Annotated in this window: 13 protein-coding genes; all 13 read left to right on the forward strand. The window is 64.6% G+C overall.

Annotation, left to right across the window (positions count from 1 at the left end):
- Positions 1-14: 14 nt before the first annotated feature.
- Positions 15-1547, forward strand: a complete 1533-nt coding sequence (locus C3B61_RS00285; RefSeq protein WP_103459141.1) for a type IV pilus twitching motility protein PilT — start codon at positions 15-17, stop codon at positions 1545-1547.
- Entirely contained in the window at positions 1548-2777 is a 1230-nt protein-coding gene (locus C3B61_RS00290) for a type II secretion system F family protein (protein ID WP_103459142.1), read from the forward strand. It abuts the gene before it with no gap.
- A gap of 238 nt (positions 2778-3015) precedes the next feature.
- Positions 3016-3462, forward strand: coding sequence for a type IV pilin protein (locus C3B61_RS20145; RefSeq protein ID WP_279326924.1), 447 nt, complete (start codon positions 3016-3018; stop codon positions 3460-3462).
- A gap of 121 nt (positions 3463-3583) precedes the next feature.
- Positions 3584-4015 (forward strand): type II secretion system protein, encoded by a 432-nt coding sequence (locus tag C3B61_RS19365; protein WP_133160201.1) that lies wholly within the window; start codon positions 3584-3586, stop codon positions 4013-4015.
- Positions 4015-4644 (forward strand): hypothetical protein, encoded by a 630-nt coding sequence (locus C3B61_RS00300; RefSeq protein ID WP_103459143.1) that lies wholly within the window; start codon positions 4015-4017, stop codon positions 4642-4644. Before C3B61_RS19365 ends, C3B61_RS00300 begins: the two co-directional genes overlap by 1 nt.
- A 56-nt stretch (positions 4645-4700) precedes the next feature.
- Complete coding sequence (locus tag C3B61_RS00305; RefSeq protein ID WP_103459144.1) at positions 4701-6224, forward strand: hypothetical protein; 1524 nt, start codon at positions 4701-4703, stop codon at positions 6222-6224.
- Entirely contained in the window at positions 6221-7066 is an 846-nt protein-coding gene (locus C3B61_RS00310) for a prepilin peptidase (protein ID WP_244285795.1), read from the forward strand. The genes C3B61_RS00305 and C3B61_RS00310 overlap by 4 nt, the downstream gene beginning before the upstream one ends.
- A gap of 56 nt (positions 7067-7122) precedes the next feature.
- The gene (gene pilM, locus C3B61_RS00315) at positions 7123-8172 is read left to right on the forward strand and encodes a type IV pilus assembly protein PilM (RefSeq protein WP_103459270.1); all 1050 of its coding nucleotides are present in this window, start codon (positions 7123-7125) and stop codon (positions 8170-8172) included.
- A 131-nt stretch (positions 8173-8303) separates the two neighbouring features.
- Positions 8304-8867: a hypothetical protein gene (locus C3B61_RS00320; RefSeq protein ID WP_103459145.1), complete on the forward strand. Its 564-nt coding sequence runs from the start codon at positions 8304-8306 to the stop codon at positions 8865-8867.
- Between the two features lie 2 nt (positions 8868-8869).
- Positions 8870-9619 (forward strand): type IV pilus inner membrane component PilO, encoded by a 750-nt coding sequence (locus C3B61_RS00325; protein WP_103459146.1) that lies wholly within the window; start codon positions 8870-8872, stop codon positions 9617-9619.
- Between the two features lie 94 nt (positions 9620-9713).
- Positions 9714-10709: a hypothetical protein gene (locus C3B61_RS00330; RefSeq protein WP_103459147.1), complete on the forward strand. Its 996-nt coding sequence runs from the start codon at positions 9714-9716 to the stop codon at positions 10707-10709.
- Positions 10710-10736: 27 nt separating this feature from the next.
- The gene (locus C3B61_RS00335) at positions 10737-11225 is read left to right on the forward strand and encodes a hypothetical protein (protein WP_088457208.1); all 489 of its coding nucleotides are present in this window, start codon (positions 10737-10739) and stop codon (positions 11223-11225) included.
- 42 nt (positions 11226-11267) lie between these two features.
- Positions 11268-15743, forward strand: a complete 4476-nt coding sequence (locus tag C3B61_RS00340) for an FtsK/SpoIIIE domain-containing protein (RefSeq protein ID WP_103459148.1) — start codon at positions 11268-11270, stop codon at positions 15741-15743.
- Positions 15744-15756: the final 13 nt, after the last annotated feature.

A 15756-nucleotide genomic window follows, 5' to 3' on the forward strand; every position in this document is an offset into this window, starting at 1 on the left:
AAGGGGAAATCAGTATGAGCCAGCCCATCTACGAGATTCCGGTGACGCCGCCGCAACGGCCGCAGAGCAGAGACGATCCCGACGCCGATCAGGCGACCGCCGTTCTTCCCGAGGCGCCGTTACCGTGGTACCTGCAGGACCCGGCGGATTCACCGCCCACCGAGCCGGTGGTGTTCAAGTCCATCTATGACCAGCCCACCAATACCGTGCCCGTCTACCCCACCCACGCGGAGCCTGCGCGCACAGTGGCCGACATCGATATCATCCCCGATTCGGCGCGACCCGACCTCACCCGCTCGGCTCTGGACCCCTCCAGCAACGAAGTGCTCCGACCCCGCGTAGATGTGCCTGCCGGAACTTCACGCCCCCGCCGGGCGCAGCGATTCGAGGATGTTGTCGAGGCCGACCAGGATATTCTGAACGCCCTCCAAGAGGTGCTCGACCTGGACGGCTCGGATCTGCATGTGACTGTCGGTGCACCACCGAACATCCGCGTGAACGGGTCGCTCCGCCCTCTCGACAACACCAACCGGTGGATGCGCGAGAAGGTGCAGTCCGCCCTGTATAGCCTGCTAACCCCTACGCAACGGGAGGAATTCGAGCGGGAGCTCGAACTAGACTTCGCGTACACCACGAGCGGTGCCCGGTTCCGGGTGAACTACTACCAGCAGCGCAACTCCATCGGTGGAGCCTTCCGGCTTATTCCGCGGGAGATCAAGCAGCTCAAGGACCTCGGCGTGCCGGAATCGGTGGGTCGTTTCGCCGCCATGGCCCGGGGTCTGGTCCTCGTCACGGGGCCCACCGGTTCGGGAAAATCCACCACACTTGCCGCGCTCGTAGACCAGGTCAACCGCACCCGCGCCGACCACATCGTCACCGTCGAAGACCCGATCGAGTTCTTGCACCGGCACCAGAAGTCGCTGGTGAACCAGCGCGAGGTCGGCGGCGACACGCACAGCTTCGCGGCCGCCCTCAAGCACGTGCTGCGGCAGGACCCCGACGTGATCCTGATCGGCGAGTTACGTGACCTTGAAACGATCTCGGTGGCGTTGACCGCCGCCGAGACCGGCCACCTCGTCTTCGCGACGCTGCACACCCAAAGCGCCGCCCAGACAATTGACCGCATCATCGACGTGTACCCGCCTCACCAACAGTCCCAGGTGCGTTCACAGCTCGCGGCGACGCTGCAGGGTGTGGTCTGCCAGACCCTGGTTAAACGGGTCGACGGCGGCCGTGTGGTGGCCACCGAGGTGCTGTTCGCGACTCCCGCCATCGCGAACCTCATTCGTGAGGGCAAGACCTACCAGATCTCCTCCGCCATGCAGGCCGGCAGGGAACAGGGGATGCACTCTTTGGATCAGCACCTTGCTGACTTGGTTAATTCGGGACTTATCAGCCGCAGGTCGGCGGAGGAAAAAGCACAGGATCCCGCGAGCCTCGCCCAGCTGATCAGACGCGTCGAGCTTGACCCGAGCGGTGGTGTCTCCGCTGGCAAATCAACGGGTGACACAGATTTCGGCGACGCATATTCTCCCGGAGCGTATTAAATGCCCAGCACCCAGGCCTACGCCTACAAGGGCCGCGATGCTGCTGGCCGCATCGTCAAGGGCCGCGTTGACGCCTCTTCTGAGCTAGCGGTCACCTCACGTCTGCGCACCATGGGACTCACTCCTATCTCGATCGCAGAGGCCTCGGCGGGCACTGGACTGAACCGAGAGATCAATATCGGCGGCTTCAGGAAGCGAGTGACGCTCGCTGATCTGGCGATCATGAGTCGGCAGATGGCGACCATGATCTCGTCGGGTCTGTCGTTGTTGCGTACCCTGAACATCTTGGCGGAACAAACAGAAAGCAAAGCTCTAGCTGACATTCTCGGCAAGGTGCGATCCGATGTCGAAACTGGGTCTGCCCTGTCTGACGCTATGCAGCAGCATGCGGAAGACTTCCCGCCGCTGATGATCAACATGGTTCGTGCAGGCGAGACCGGGGGATTCCTCGAAAACTCGCTGACCTCAATCGCGGACAGTTTTGAAGCAGATGTGAAACTTCGAGGCACTATCAAGTCGGCGCTCACTTATCCGGTGATCGTGCTGATCATGGCGATTGTCGCCGTGGCCGCCATGCTGATCTTCATCGTGCCGGTGTTCAAGGGAATGTTCGAAGGGCTCGGGGGCACGCTGCCGCTACCCACCCAGATGCTGGTATGGCTGTCGGAGATGATGATTTACATCGTGCCGGTGGTTGTCATTGGGTCGGTCTTCTTCACCGTCTGGTGGCATAAAAACCGACACACCGAACGCGTGCGCAAGGTCATTGACCCCTTGAAGCTCAAGTTGCCGGTTTTCGGGCCCTTGATGACCAAGATTGCGGTGGCGCGTTTTACCCGCAATTTCTCGGCGATGATCGGAGCGGGCGTTCCCATTCTCAAGGCGCTTCAAATCGTCGGTGAGACCAGCGGAAGCTGGGTAGTCGAAATGGCACTACGGAACGTGGCGGAGTCAGTGCGGCAAGGCAAGTCCATTGCTGGACCCCTTGCCAACGAGCCGATCTTCCCGGCCATGGTGACTCAGATGATCGCTGTCGGGGAGGACTCGGGATCGCTCGAGCAGATGCTCGGCAAGATCGCTGACTTCTATGACGCCGAGGTCGAGTCAACCACCGAGCAGCTCACCTCGCTGATCGAACCGCTCATGGTGGCCTTCATCGGTGTGGTGGTGGGTGGCATGATCGTGGCTCTCTACCTTCCTGTTTTCGACATTTTCAAGCTCATCGAGTAGCTCGTGCACACGCCCAGACTTGGGCGGCAACGGCGGCCCGAGGTGTTGCGAGAATGAGCTGATGAAATCTCATATTTGGGCTGTCGACGCTATACATTCAACCACCCCCCGTTTTGGGGGTCATATTCACAGCTTATCTTCAGCAATCGTGTCGTTCTGGGATGCGGCTAGGTCGTAACCTCAGGTGAGGCACCCGAAAGCCTGTTTACCCCTTCACCCCCACAGAACAGGACGACCCATGCTCTCCATCTCGAGTGCCCTCTCCCGCCAGCGTGCCAAACTCGCCGACAAGGACGACAAGGGCTTCACCCTTATCGAACTTCTCGTCGTCGTGATCATCATCGGAATCCTCGCTGCGATCGCTATCCCCGTGTTTCTGGGCATTCAGGACAGCTCGAAGGATGCCGCCATTAAGTCGGACCTGGCAAACGCCAAGTCCGCCATCGTGGCCTACTACACCGACTCAGTGAGCCCGTCAGCGCTCGTGACGGCTGACCTTGCTGGCACCTCGACGGCCGGCGTCAAGCTCAAGAACTACGGCCTGACAATCACCGAGGGAGTCACCCTCTCATTCGGCACCGCCCCGGCCACCGGATCGACTGACTTTTGCATCAACGGAACCCGCACCGGCGGTGGGCCCTTCCGCATCAAGGCCAGCGAAGGCGTCAAGAACGTCGTCTGCTAGGTAGCTCACTGGGGCTTGGGCCCCGCTGGAGTGGGACGTCCAGTTCTTGGGCGTCCCACTCAGTCTTACGAAGGCAAGTGCAGGTGCAATGAGGGGTGAACCGGTGTCCCGACACAATGACGTGATCCGCGATGACGCAGCCGTCCGACCAAGCTCGGACGATGGATTGGGACTCATTGAGATTGTCGTCTGCATCTTTCTTATCGGGATCCTTGCTATTTCTTTCCTTCCTCTTTTCGCGCAGGGCATGCAGCTAGCCGTTCGAAATGCCACCATTGCATCCGCAACGCAGATTGCCAACGAGCAGCTGGAGATCGCCCGCGGCACTGCAACCAGCTGTGCGGCATTCACTGGCACGGGTGGATACGGCCCTTCCACCCCGCCCGTCATGACCGACGCCCGCGGGACGAACTATCAGGCAACCCGTACCGTCAGCACGTGTCCGGCCACCTATCCGGGCATCGTGCAGGTCACCGTCTCGGTGGCGAAGGTCGGCGTTGCCGGTGCGCTTTCGTCGGCGACCACCTACGTCCGGCTGACGGCGGCATCCTGATGCGTCAGACACCGCAGACCAACCGCACGGCTGGCTTCACTCTTGTGGAACTCCTGATCTACTCCCTGCTTTTAGTGCTGGTCGTGTTCATCGGTGGCGGGCTGCTGGCCGGATCTTCACGCACGACCACCCTGGTGCGAAGCATGACGACCGCCACTTCCCTCGCACAGAAACTCACCTCAAGCGTGCAGGCTGGGGTGCGGGATGCGGTGGCGATTAAGACTCCGTACACGCCCACGGTCGCGGCAGTCGGTGTTGCCGGCACACAGTTACTCGTCGTCGAAACGACGACAGGGGGCGCGACCTCGTCGACTCAATGCCAGGCCTGGTTCTATGTGCCGAGCCATGGGGGCCAGCTTTTCGTGAGAACTGTCCCCCTGGCTGCCATCGTTCCGCCCAACGTGGCCTATCTGGCAAGCCTCCCGGCAAACACTCCCGCTGCGGCGCCGACAGGGTGGCAAATTTGGGGCGAGGGCGTAAACCAGTCGGGCGCGCTGCCTTTCACCAGAACCGGCAACCAGATCGGAATCTCACTGTCGATTGATGCGGGCACCTCCCCGGATGTCAAGGTCGTCAGCAGCGCTCTCGATCGTCAACCAACGGTAGGAGCGACGTCGACGTGCTTCTAGTTCGCGTGAAACGAAGGGTTCGGGAACTCCGCGAGGATGGCACTCGAGGCAGCGGCTTGATCCTGGTGATCTCGGTGATGGCTGTGCTGATCGTCCTGTCAACCCTCGTCGCTGGCATGACCACGCAATCCCTCGGTCAAACCTCCTCAGTGCGGGCTTCGGTGCAGTCCCTCGCGGCGGCGGAGGCTGGGGTTGATTATGTGGCTGCGCAGCTGACTGGCACCAACGCCTGCCAGGCAAGCTATTCCAACCCGGCAGTGGCCAACGCGCCGGTATTCACAGCTACGGTGCAGTATTCCCTCAGCGCATCGGGAAACACCTGGGCCTCCTGCCCCATCGGATCGGCTGCGGCGGTGCGGATAAAAATCGTTTCACAAGGCTCAGCCATCAATCGAGGCGTTGCCACACAATCCGCCCGTGACACCCGCAAGGTGGAAGTCATCTACGGCTACACCCCGTCGTCTCCGATCACGGCCAGCGGGGGCGCCATGTACTCCTACAACGCTGGCACATTCAACAGCTTCCGGGTGTTGTCCTCGACGTCCGTGGGCGACGTCATGATCAAGAAAGGCACCCTGAGCTGCACGGAATCCAGCTTGGTACAGGGAAAGGTGTACGTGGCGGAGGGCGACGCCATCCTCAACAACGCATGCCAGGTCACGGGCGACATTTGGGCAGCCGGCAAACTAACCCTGCAAAGCGGCCTCATCGGTGGCAACGCACTTTCGGCAAGCACTGGGGAAAGCACCTTCGGTCCCAACACCCGGGTCGGAGGCTTCGTCGATTTGGCGGGAACCGCCTTCACCAGCGCTAGCCGGTGCCCATCGCCGAACAACGGGTGGGATGAAAATGGTTACAAGTGCGCGATCAAGCAGTCCATCGCCACCGGCACTGTGACCTTTCGAGACCCCACGGTGCAAGCCCCAGTCGTGCCTGACTGGCTCGACTACGGATTCGTACCCTCGACCTGGACCTCGGCTGGATTTCAGATTCTCTCGTGGCCGACCAGCGTTAACAACGCTGCAAACGTCTGTAATGTCGACGTCTCTTTCCAGGCCTCCACCTTCTTCACCGGCACCTTCGTCCCAATGAGTGTGCCCACGGTCTGGGACACCCGGACGGCCTGCCCCGGGGGACTCACCCTTGTTTCGGGCACCCTGGACTGGCAGATGAAGACCGATATCGCCTTCATCGAGAACAAGGTGACGATCCAGGGATTGAACGTCACCTCAAGTGATTCCGCAGCCAAGCGCCTCTGGTTTATCACCCCCGATTCAAACCTCACTAACCACGTTCCCGATTGCCCGGCAGGTGGAGGGGCGAGCGCGGTGAACACCACAACCGTAATCAACGCACCCGTCGTAGCCATGGTCTACACACCGTGCGGGATGTCCAACTCGAGCAATGCATGGCGAGGGCAGATCTATGGCAGCAAGGTGGATTTCAACAGCAACAGCAGTCTTACATTCGTGCCGGTGGGGATGCCCGGGGCTAACTTGAGTACCGGAACTTCCGGGAGCACTGGCGGCAGCGGCGGCGTACTCGGCTCGGAGCTGTCATCAAGAGACCTCAACGGGTGAGCCCGCTCGACGGCGTGGACGCTGCATTCATCGCTGTGGCGGGAATCTTCGGGATATTGATCGGCTCCTTCCTCAACGTTGTTGTCTACAGGGTGCCCAATGGGCGGTCGATAGTGAGTCCGCCGAGCGCATGCCCCGGTTGTGGAGCCTTAATCCGCCCGGTCGACAACATTCCGGTGATCTCGTGGTTGAAGCTACGGGGCCGGTGCCGCCAATGCCGAACTAGCATCTCGGTTCGCTACCCCGTTGTTGAGTTCGGAACGGGTGTGTTCTTTTCGGCTACCGTCGGCTGGGCACTCCTCGACAAGCCCTTGGCCGCACCAGCCGGCTCCGGCGTGGGACTTGCCCTGGCGGTGGTCGCGTACCTCTACCTGGCCGCCGTAAGCGTTGCCCTTGCACTCATCGACCTTGACACCCATACTCTGCCCGACCGCATCGTTTTGCCGTCCTATATCGTCGGGGCGTCGCTTTTTGGCACAATCAGTGTCGTCACTGGCGACTATGGGTCGCTACTCGGAGCCTGTGTCGGTATGGGCGCATTGTGGCTTTTCTATTTCCTGCTCGCTGTGGTCTACCCCGGTGGCATGGGCTTCGGCGATGTGAAACTCGCCGGAGTGCTAGGGCTATTTCTCGGCTGGCTAGGCTGGGGACCGCTCGTGGTGGGAGCCTTCGCTGCTTTCCTTCTCGGAGGTATGTACGCCATCGTCCTGGTCGTCACTCGTCAAGCCAGTCGCAAGTCAGGCATTCCTTTCGGCCCTTGGATGCTCATCGGCGCGTGGGTGGGCATTTTCGGTGGGCAGCAACTGTGGACCGCATACCTGGGCGCCTTCGGGCTGAGCTAGCTCGTGGACCAATACCTCTATTCAGCACCAAGCTCGGCAGGAAAGGACGTGTGGCCATGGTCGCAAGCGTCGTAGGAATTGACATCGGCAGCACCGGTATACGGGCGGTCGAATTGACCGGGGCGAGTAAACCGCAGCCTACAATCACTCGGTACCACAGCGTCCCCCTTCCAGAGGGTGCCGTTGCCCGTGGCGAGGTGCAGGAAGTCAACACCGTGGCAGAGGCCCTCAAGCTACTGTGGTCGAGCGGAGGGTTTGCCACCAAGGACGTTGTGATCGGTATGGGCAATCACCGCGTGCTCGTGCGTGACCTCGCGCTCCCGAAGGCCTCAAAGGCGCGTATCCGTGAATCCCTGCCGTTTCACGTTCAGGACATGCTGTCAGTACCCGTGTCAGATGCTCTTCTCGATTTCTATCCCATCGCCGAGGTGGACGAGGGAGAGGGCCCGCAGGTCCGGGGACTCCTAGTTGCCGCCGTCAAAGCGTCCGTGGAGGGCAACGTGAAGGCCGTCCAGCTCGCTGGGCTTCGTCCCGTCGAGGTCGATCTCATTCCGTTTGCCCTGAGCCGGGTCATCTACCGCGGCCAATCCGATCCCGGGGTCGTCGTGCAGATCGACGTCGGTGCGCGTACGACCAGTGTGGTCGTTACGATCCTCGGAGTTCCCCAGTTCGTGCGCATCATCCCGGCAGGCAGTGATGACCTCACACAGGCGATCGCCACCCGGCTGCCGACGGCCATTGAGGACGCCGATGTGATCAAGCGGTCCCACGGGCTGGCCCCGAGTGGGGTCGAGCCAGGATATGAACATGCCGTCACCATCATTCGTGAGGTGGCAACCGAAATTCTCAACAGCCTGAGGAATACCATCACCTATTTCGTGAACACACGCCCTGGACTCACCGTCGACCGTCTGGTTCTCACGGGCGGCGGCAGCGAACTTATCGGATTCGGTCCGGCGCTGGGGGAACTCACGCGGCTACCGGTGGTGCGACCGGAGCCCCTCGGGGCCGTCACCTTCGCTCGAGGACTCAGCGCTGAAGACTTCAGCCGTACCCGTGGAGAGTACCTTGTGGCACTCGGCCTCGCTCTGGGTAGCGCAGCATGATCGGGACAACGCACGACAGCGAATTGGTCCTCGGCGGTGAGCCTCGCGTCAGCCTGTTGCCACCTGAAGTGGCGGCAGAAGCGAGGGGCCGGTCCCTGCGTCGTGGCCTGGCACTAGTCACAGGCGGAATCATGCTCATCGTGGCCGTCGGCGTCGCCGCCGCGGCCTGGCATTCGGCACAGAGCGTTGTGCGCTTAGCCGATGCCCAGTCGGTCTCGGCCGAGTTGCTGAGCGAGCAGCAGACGTACATATCGGTGCGTGAGGTTCAGGGGCACGTTGACCTCGCCCATGCGGCGCGAGAGGTCGGTTCCGCCACCGAAATCGACTGGAAGGCGTTCCTTCTTGACGTGCGGTCACTCTTGCCGGCGGATGTCTCGATCGATGGGGTGGACATAACCTCGTCGTCACCGCTCGAGCTCTATCCACAGGCCACGTCGCCCCTGCAGCCTGCACGCGTAGCCACACTCGACCTCACCCTGAGCGCGCCCGGTCTCCCCGCGGTGCCAGAGTGGCTCGACGCGCTCGAATCGCTGCCGGGTTTCGCGGACGCCTCCCCTGGATCCATAGCTCTGGGGGACAACGGCGGCTACAAGGTTGGCGTCAAGGTTCATGTCAACGAGGAGGCGTTCTCCGGTCGGTTTAGTTCGACAGCTGCTGATGCCGCTGACGCCACGTCAACAGATGAGACGGAGTAGAGATGTCCACGCAACGATGGTGGGTCATCGGATCCGCACTGGTGATCGCCGCAACCCTTATTTTCGGATGGATGTTAGGGGTGGGGCCGCTGCTGAGCAGCGCTCGTGCCGCCGATCAGGAGCGGCTGAGCGTCGAGTCTCAAAATCAGGCGTATGAGCAACAGCTTTCAGCTCTGAAGGAGCAGTACAGGGGTATGGAGGGGCTGGCCGAACAACTTGACGAGCTGCGCAGTGAGCTCCCGCCTGGGGCCGAGCTGCCTACGTTCGTCAGGCAGCTCAACACAATCGCGCAGGAGAGCTCAGTCACCTTCACCTCAATCAGCGTGAGTGACGCCGTTTCGTACGCGCCAGTCGTAGTTGAAGGCACGGAAGTCGCGGCGCCGGCTGACGATGAGGCCGCGAGTGCGGAAGCAGCAACGGACGATACTGAGGCGGAGGCGCCCGTTGCCGTCCCGGGGGTGCCTTTTTCGAACCCGCTGATCACCGCAGAGAACTTCGTAGCCATCCCCGTCGATCTCGTCCTTACCGGCGGCTACGGAAACGTCTTGAACTTCCTGGAGGGTCTCCAGACAGGCACACGGCTTGTCACCGTGACGAAGTTCAATACAATCCCGTCAGCGGCCGGCGCAACGACGTTGCCCGAAGGTGGCGAATCCGTGTCTGTGCCTGCTGCCGGTTCGACCGTGACCGGTACTATCTCGGCCCTCATCTACGTGCTGCTCGACCCCACCGCGCAGGCCGAAGCAGGTTAACCGCCGCGCGCCCCGAGCTTCCGTCGACTTGTCGCCCCTGATTGCTACAGTGGCAGCACAGAGCTACGGCCGCGAGGCTCACGAGGAGTGCAGCATGACCGACACCACGCCCCCCGAGGGCAACAAGAACCACAACCCGGATGCGCCCACCGAGCACATCTACGACGATGCGAACCCGGAACCCACCACCGTGGCCGACCCGAGCAAGACCGTCGACGAGCCTGTGCGCGAACCGGTGGCCGAGACCTCGACGCCGGAGCCTGCCTACGTTCCCGGCGAGCCGATCGACTACGAGCCGGCCACCCCGGTGACGGTCAACGCGTCGGAGGCGCAGACCGAGAAGGTCGAACGCCTCACCGCCGAGCCCACTCCGGCCGAGGTCGCCCGCGATGAAGCAGTTGCGGAGCAGAAGAACTACACGCCCACCTACGTGCCCACCCCGGCAGCCGCGACGGTCCCCGCCGCAGCCGCGCAGCCCACCGTGCAGCCGCCGGTGCAGCAGCAGACCCAGCAGTTCTCGCAGAGCCCGGTGTACGTCACCGCTCCCACCCCGCCCAAGACCCTGGGCAACCGGGCCGCCGGCATCCTCATCGGCCTGATCGCCACCGCGGTCTTCGCCCTGGTCTACGCGGTGATCGCGTTCTTCATCTCCGCGGCCAACGCCGCCAACGTCGCCGACGCGACCGCCCGGTTCACCGACTTCCTGGTGCTGCCGGTCTACTACGTGCCGGTGATCTTCTTCTTCCTGGCCTTCGCGCTGCTGGTCGCGGTGCTCAACCGTGCCGGCTGGTGGGCCTACGTGCTCGGCGGCTTCCTTGTCGCCGTGGTCGTGTACTTCTCCTACATCGGCGGCGCCCTGCTCGCCGTGCAGGCGTGGAACCTGACGCCCGCCGAAGCTGCCCGCTTCGTGAGCACTCAGTGGTTGAACCCCGGCGCCATCGCCGCGGCCGTCGTGGCCCGCGAGGTGCCCATCTGGTTCGGCGCCTGGATCGCCCGCCGCGGCCGCAGCATCACCGCGAAGAACATCGCCGCCAAGGCCGAATACGAGCGTCAGCTCGCCGAAGGACCGCAGCTCGCCCGTCCGGTCTAACCGCTGGCAGTGCGGGGGGAGCACAGAATGCGCGATTACCAGAAATACGCGACCGTCGTCGCGGTTTTCGCGACCGTGCTTTACGCCGCACTGCTCGTGGCCGCGTTCGGCCTGATCAGCCTGGCCACCAACCTCGAGGTCATCGCTGACAGGTCGGCCGGCACCCTGGTGGGCCCCACCATGACGGCCGTCGCCGTGCTGCTGGTGCTGCTCATGCTGATCGTTCTCGGCGTCAACACCCCACCCGACAAGCAACGCGTCGTGGTGGGGTTTGCTGTTGCCACCGGCATCGCCGCGTACGGCCTGTTCATCGTCACCGGAGCCATCCTCGTGGCCGCCGGCAATGGCCAACCCTTGGGCGTGCTGCTGTTCGCCGGCAGCATGCTCGCCAGCCCGTTCGCCCTCACCGTTGGTGCGCTGGCCTTTCTCGTTGCGCTCGTCTACTCGATCCTGCTGGCCTCGCACTACGGCGAGCACGGCCGGCCGCTCTGGCCGTGGGAGCGCCGCGGCGAATAGCACGTCACCCCGCACCGCCAGCTCTACTGACATAGGAACTGAATGCGCCTCAAGCTCACCCTGGTTCGCCCCAACGGCGCCGCCAGCGACATCATCGTCACCGCGGATGCGGCAGCCACGATCTCCGAAATCGCCGGCACCATCAGCCGGGTCGACGCGCAGACCACGCACTCACCGGACCGGTTCCTCACCCTGCGGGCAACGCTGCCCGGCCAGAGCGTGCCACTGACCCTGCCGCCGGACGGCCCGGTGGGGGAGGCCTGGATCGGCTCCGGCGCATCCGTGAGCCTCGCCGACGCCGGTGTGCTCTACCAGGCCCCGTCAACGCTGACGGCGCAGCCGGTAGCTCAGCTCAAGGTGCTCTCCGGGCCGGATGAAGGCCGCGAGTTCCCGCTGGCGCCCGGCAGCCTGCTGGTGGGCCGCGACGCCGCCTGCGACATCGTGCTGCACGACAGCCTGGTGTCGAAGAAGCACGTGCGGCTGGAGATCGGCGAGGCCGTGGAGGTCATCGACCTCGGCAGCGCTAACGGGGTCGTCGTGGACGGCGGCATCGTGGGCCGGCTGCGCATCGCCAAGACCGAACGGATGCTGCTCGGCGACTCCGAGGTCGAAATCAGCCTGGTCGCCGGCGCCGCGCCCGAAAGCGCGCCCAAGCCCGGCCCGATCTTCTTCAACCGGTCGCCCAAGGTGGAGAAACGCTACATCGGCCAGGAGTTCGTCTCCCCGGAGGTGCCCACCGAGAAGGAGGACGCACCGTTTCCGCTGCTGGCGATGATCACCCCGCTGCTGCTGGGCGGGGCGATGTTCGCGCTGACCAAGAGCCCCACCACCCTGCTGTTCTGTCTACTCTCCCCGGTCATGCTGATCGGCAACTTCTTCACCACCAAGGGCCGTGACAAACGCCGGATGGCCAAGGCCGTGGCCAAGTTCAGCGCCCGGCTCGAGGTACTCACCAATCGGCTGGCCACCGAACGGGTCATCGAGCACGAGCTACGGCTCAAGGAGTCGCCCTCCACTCTGGAGGCACACGAACACGCCATGAACCGGGGGCCGATGCTCTGGACCCGCCGTCCCGAACACTGGTCGTTCCTGAACGTGCGGCTCGGCTGCGGCACCATGAACTCGCGCAACACCATCGCCGACTCCAGCCGCGGCGACATGCTGCCGGAGTTCGAGGAGAAGCTCACCGAAGTCATCAACGCCAACCGCACCCTCGACGGCGTGCCGCTGATCGACAACCTCTACGACTCCGGCGCACTCGGAATCGCCGGCTCACCCGCCCAGGCGATGGGCTCGATCAACTCGATCCTGGTGCAGCTCACCGCACTGCACTCACCGGCCGAACTTGTCGTCGCCTCCCTGGTCACGCCCCGCTGGTCCCGTGAGCTGGAATGGCTCAAGTGGATGCCCCACACTTCCTCCCCGCACAGCCCCATTGAAGGAAGCCACCTCGCCGACAGCGCCGCCAGTGCCAGCGCGGTGCTTTCCGGCATCGAGGGTGTTGTGGAGCAGCGCCTCGCCCAGGCCAAGGCCAGCCGCCGCGGCGCCATGGTGCAAACGGATGCCGCGCTCGAGCGCGGCGGCGAGGTCGGCGCATCCGGCACCAAGGAGGGAACCAAGTCGGCCATCCCCGCGATTGTGCTGCTGATCTCGGACGACGTGGCCATCGACCGGGCCCGGCTCGTGCAGCTTGCCGAGATCGCCGCCGACGCCGGCGTGTACCCCATCTGGATCGGCCCGACCGTGGCGGCACTGCCCGCTGTCTGTCGCACCTACCTGCACCTCGGCGACGAACCCGGCATCGCCACCGTCGGTTTCGTGCGCCTGGGCGAGACCATCGACAACGTCGTCACCGAACAGGTCGACTCCGCCGCCGCCCTCGAATTCGCCAAGCGGATGGCCCCGGTCATCGACGCCGGCGCCCTCGTCGCCGACGCCAGCGACCTGCCCCGCACCGTGTCGCTGGTCACCCTGCTCGGCCATGACATGGTCGAGACCAGCGCCGCGGTCATCGACCGGTGGCAGCAGAACACCTCCATCCATGACCGAAGCGGCGGCACCCCGAAACCGCGCCGGGCCGGCAAGTTGCGCGCCATCATCGGCTCCGCCGGCGTCGACGCCATGCACCTGGACCTCCGCACCCAGGGCCCGCACGCCCTCGTGGGCGGCACCACCGGCGCCGGCAAGAGCGAGTTCCTGCAGGCCTGGGTGCTTGGCATGGCCGCCGAGTACAGCCCCGACCGGGTCACCTTCCTGTTCGTGGACTACAAGGGCGGCTCGGCCTTCGCCGACTGCGTCACCCTGCCGCACTGCGTGGGACTGGTCACCGACCTCAGCCCGCACCTGGTGCGCCGCGCGCTCACCAGCCTGCGCGCCGAACTGCACCACCGCGAGCACCTGCTCAACCGCAAGAAGGCCAAGGACCTGCTCGAGCTGGAGAAGCGCGGCGACCCCGACAGCCCGCCCGCCCTGGTGCTGGTGATCGACGAGTTCGCGGCCCTGGCCACCGAGGTGCCCGAGTTCGTCGACGGTGTCGTCGACATCGCCCAGCGCGGCCGGTCGCTCGGCATCCACCTGATCATGGCCACCCAGCGTCCCGCCGGCGTGATCAAAGACAACCTGCGCGCCAACACCCCGCTGCGCATCGCCCTGCGGATGGCAGACGAGTCCGACAGCACCGACGTGATCGGCACCAAGGAATCCGCCCACTTCGACCCGGCCATCCCCGGCCGCGGCGTCGCCAAGACCGGCCCCGGCCGGCTCGCCCAGTTCCAGTCCGCCTACGCCGGCGGCTGGACCAGCCGCGAACCCGAGCGGGCCGGCATCGACGTGCACGAACTGCGGTTCGGCGCGGAAAGCCGTTGGGAGGAGCCCCGAGCGGTCGACTACGTCGACGAAGACCGCGACCTCGGCCCCACCGACCAGCAACGCCTGGTCACCACCATCATCGGCGCCAACGCCGTCACCGGCATCCCCGCGCCCCGGCGGCCGTGGCTCGACGAACTCGCCGGTGCCTACGACCTCAGCTTGCTGCGGCAGCGCACGGATGCCGAACTCCTGCTCGGCGTCTCCGACATCGCCGAGCAGCAGCAGCAGGTTTCCGCGTACTTCCGGCCCGACATCGACGGTCACATCTCCATCTTCGGCACCGGTGGCTCCGGCAAGTCCGCGGTGCTGCGCACCCTCGCCTGCGCGGCCGCGATCACCCCGCGCGGTGGCCCGGTGCACGTATACGGGCTCGACTTCGGTGCCGGCAGCCTGCGCATGCTCGAGCAGCTGCCGCACGTCGGTTCGATCATCATGGGTGAGGACGTCGAACGGGTCGTGCGGTTGTTCCGCACCCTGCAGGGTGAAATCGACCGCCGCAAGGCGCTGTACGCCGAGGCGAACGCGTCGAACATCACCGAATACCGTCAGCTGGCCAACCAGCCGGCCGAGCCGCGCATCCTGCTGCTCATCGACGGGTTCCCCAACTTCCGCAACGACTTCGAGATCGCGGCCGGCCGCGCGCAGTGGTTCGACGTGTTCAAGGACATCCTCTCCGACGGCCGCCAGCTGGGCATGCACGTGGCGATCACCGCCGACCGGGCCGGCGCGGTGCCCGCGTCGATCTCCTCGGCGATCCAGCGCAAGGTGGTACTGCGCCTGGCCGACGACGGTTACGGCATGCTCGACGTGCCCGGCGACATCCTGAGCATCAAGTCGCCGGCCGGCCGCGCCATTGTGGACGGCTTCGAAACCCAGATCGCCATCCTCGGCGGCTTGTCGGCGCAGTCCGCGCAGTCAGCCGCCACCAAGCGGCTCGCCGACGCCATGCGCCGTGCCGGCGTGGCCGAGGCGCCGTCGATCGGGGCGCTGCCCAAGGAGTTCCCGCAGGCGCAGTTGCCCGCCCGGATCGGCGACCGGGTGGTGCTCGGCCTTGGCGACATCGACCTGGGCCCGGCCGGCTTCGAGCCCAGCGGCACCCTGCTGCTGGCGGGCCCGCCGGCCAGCGGCCGCAGCACCGCCATCGAATCGATCGCGCTGGCGTTCAAACGGTTCGAACCGGATGCGCGCCTGTACTACTTCGGCAACGCCCGCTCGCCGATCTCCCGGCTGGGTTTGTGGACCGAGGCCGCGACCACGGTGGACGCCATCGCGGCGTTGGCCAAGGACCTTGCGGCGGCGGTCGCCGACCCCGACACCGAGGGCCGCATCGCGGTGTTCGTCGAGAGTCTGGGTGACTTCCTCCAGACGCCCGCCGACGGCGGCATCCTCGAACTCACCCGGGCGGTCAAGCGCAGCGATCACTTTTTGCTCGCTGAGGCCGAGACCAGCGCCTGGAACTCGTCCTGGCCGCTGTTCGGCGAGATCAAGAACGCCCGCCGCGGACTGCTGCTGCAGCCCGAATCGGTCGAGGGCGACATCCTGCTGAAGACCGCTCTGCCGCGGATGAACCGGGCGGAGTTCCCGCCCGGCCGTGGCGTACTGATCGCCAAGGGCAACTTCGTGCGGGTGCAGCTGCCGCTGCTCTCGTGACGTCGAGTCGCGG

This window comes from Cryobacterium zongtaii, from assembly GCF_002909375.1.
Classification (GTDB): domain Bacteria; phylum Actinomycetota; class Actinomycetes; order Actinomycetales; family Microbacteriaceae; genus Cryobacterium; species Cryobacterium zongtaii.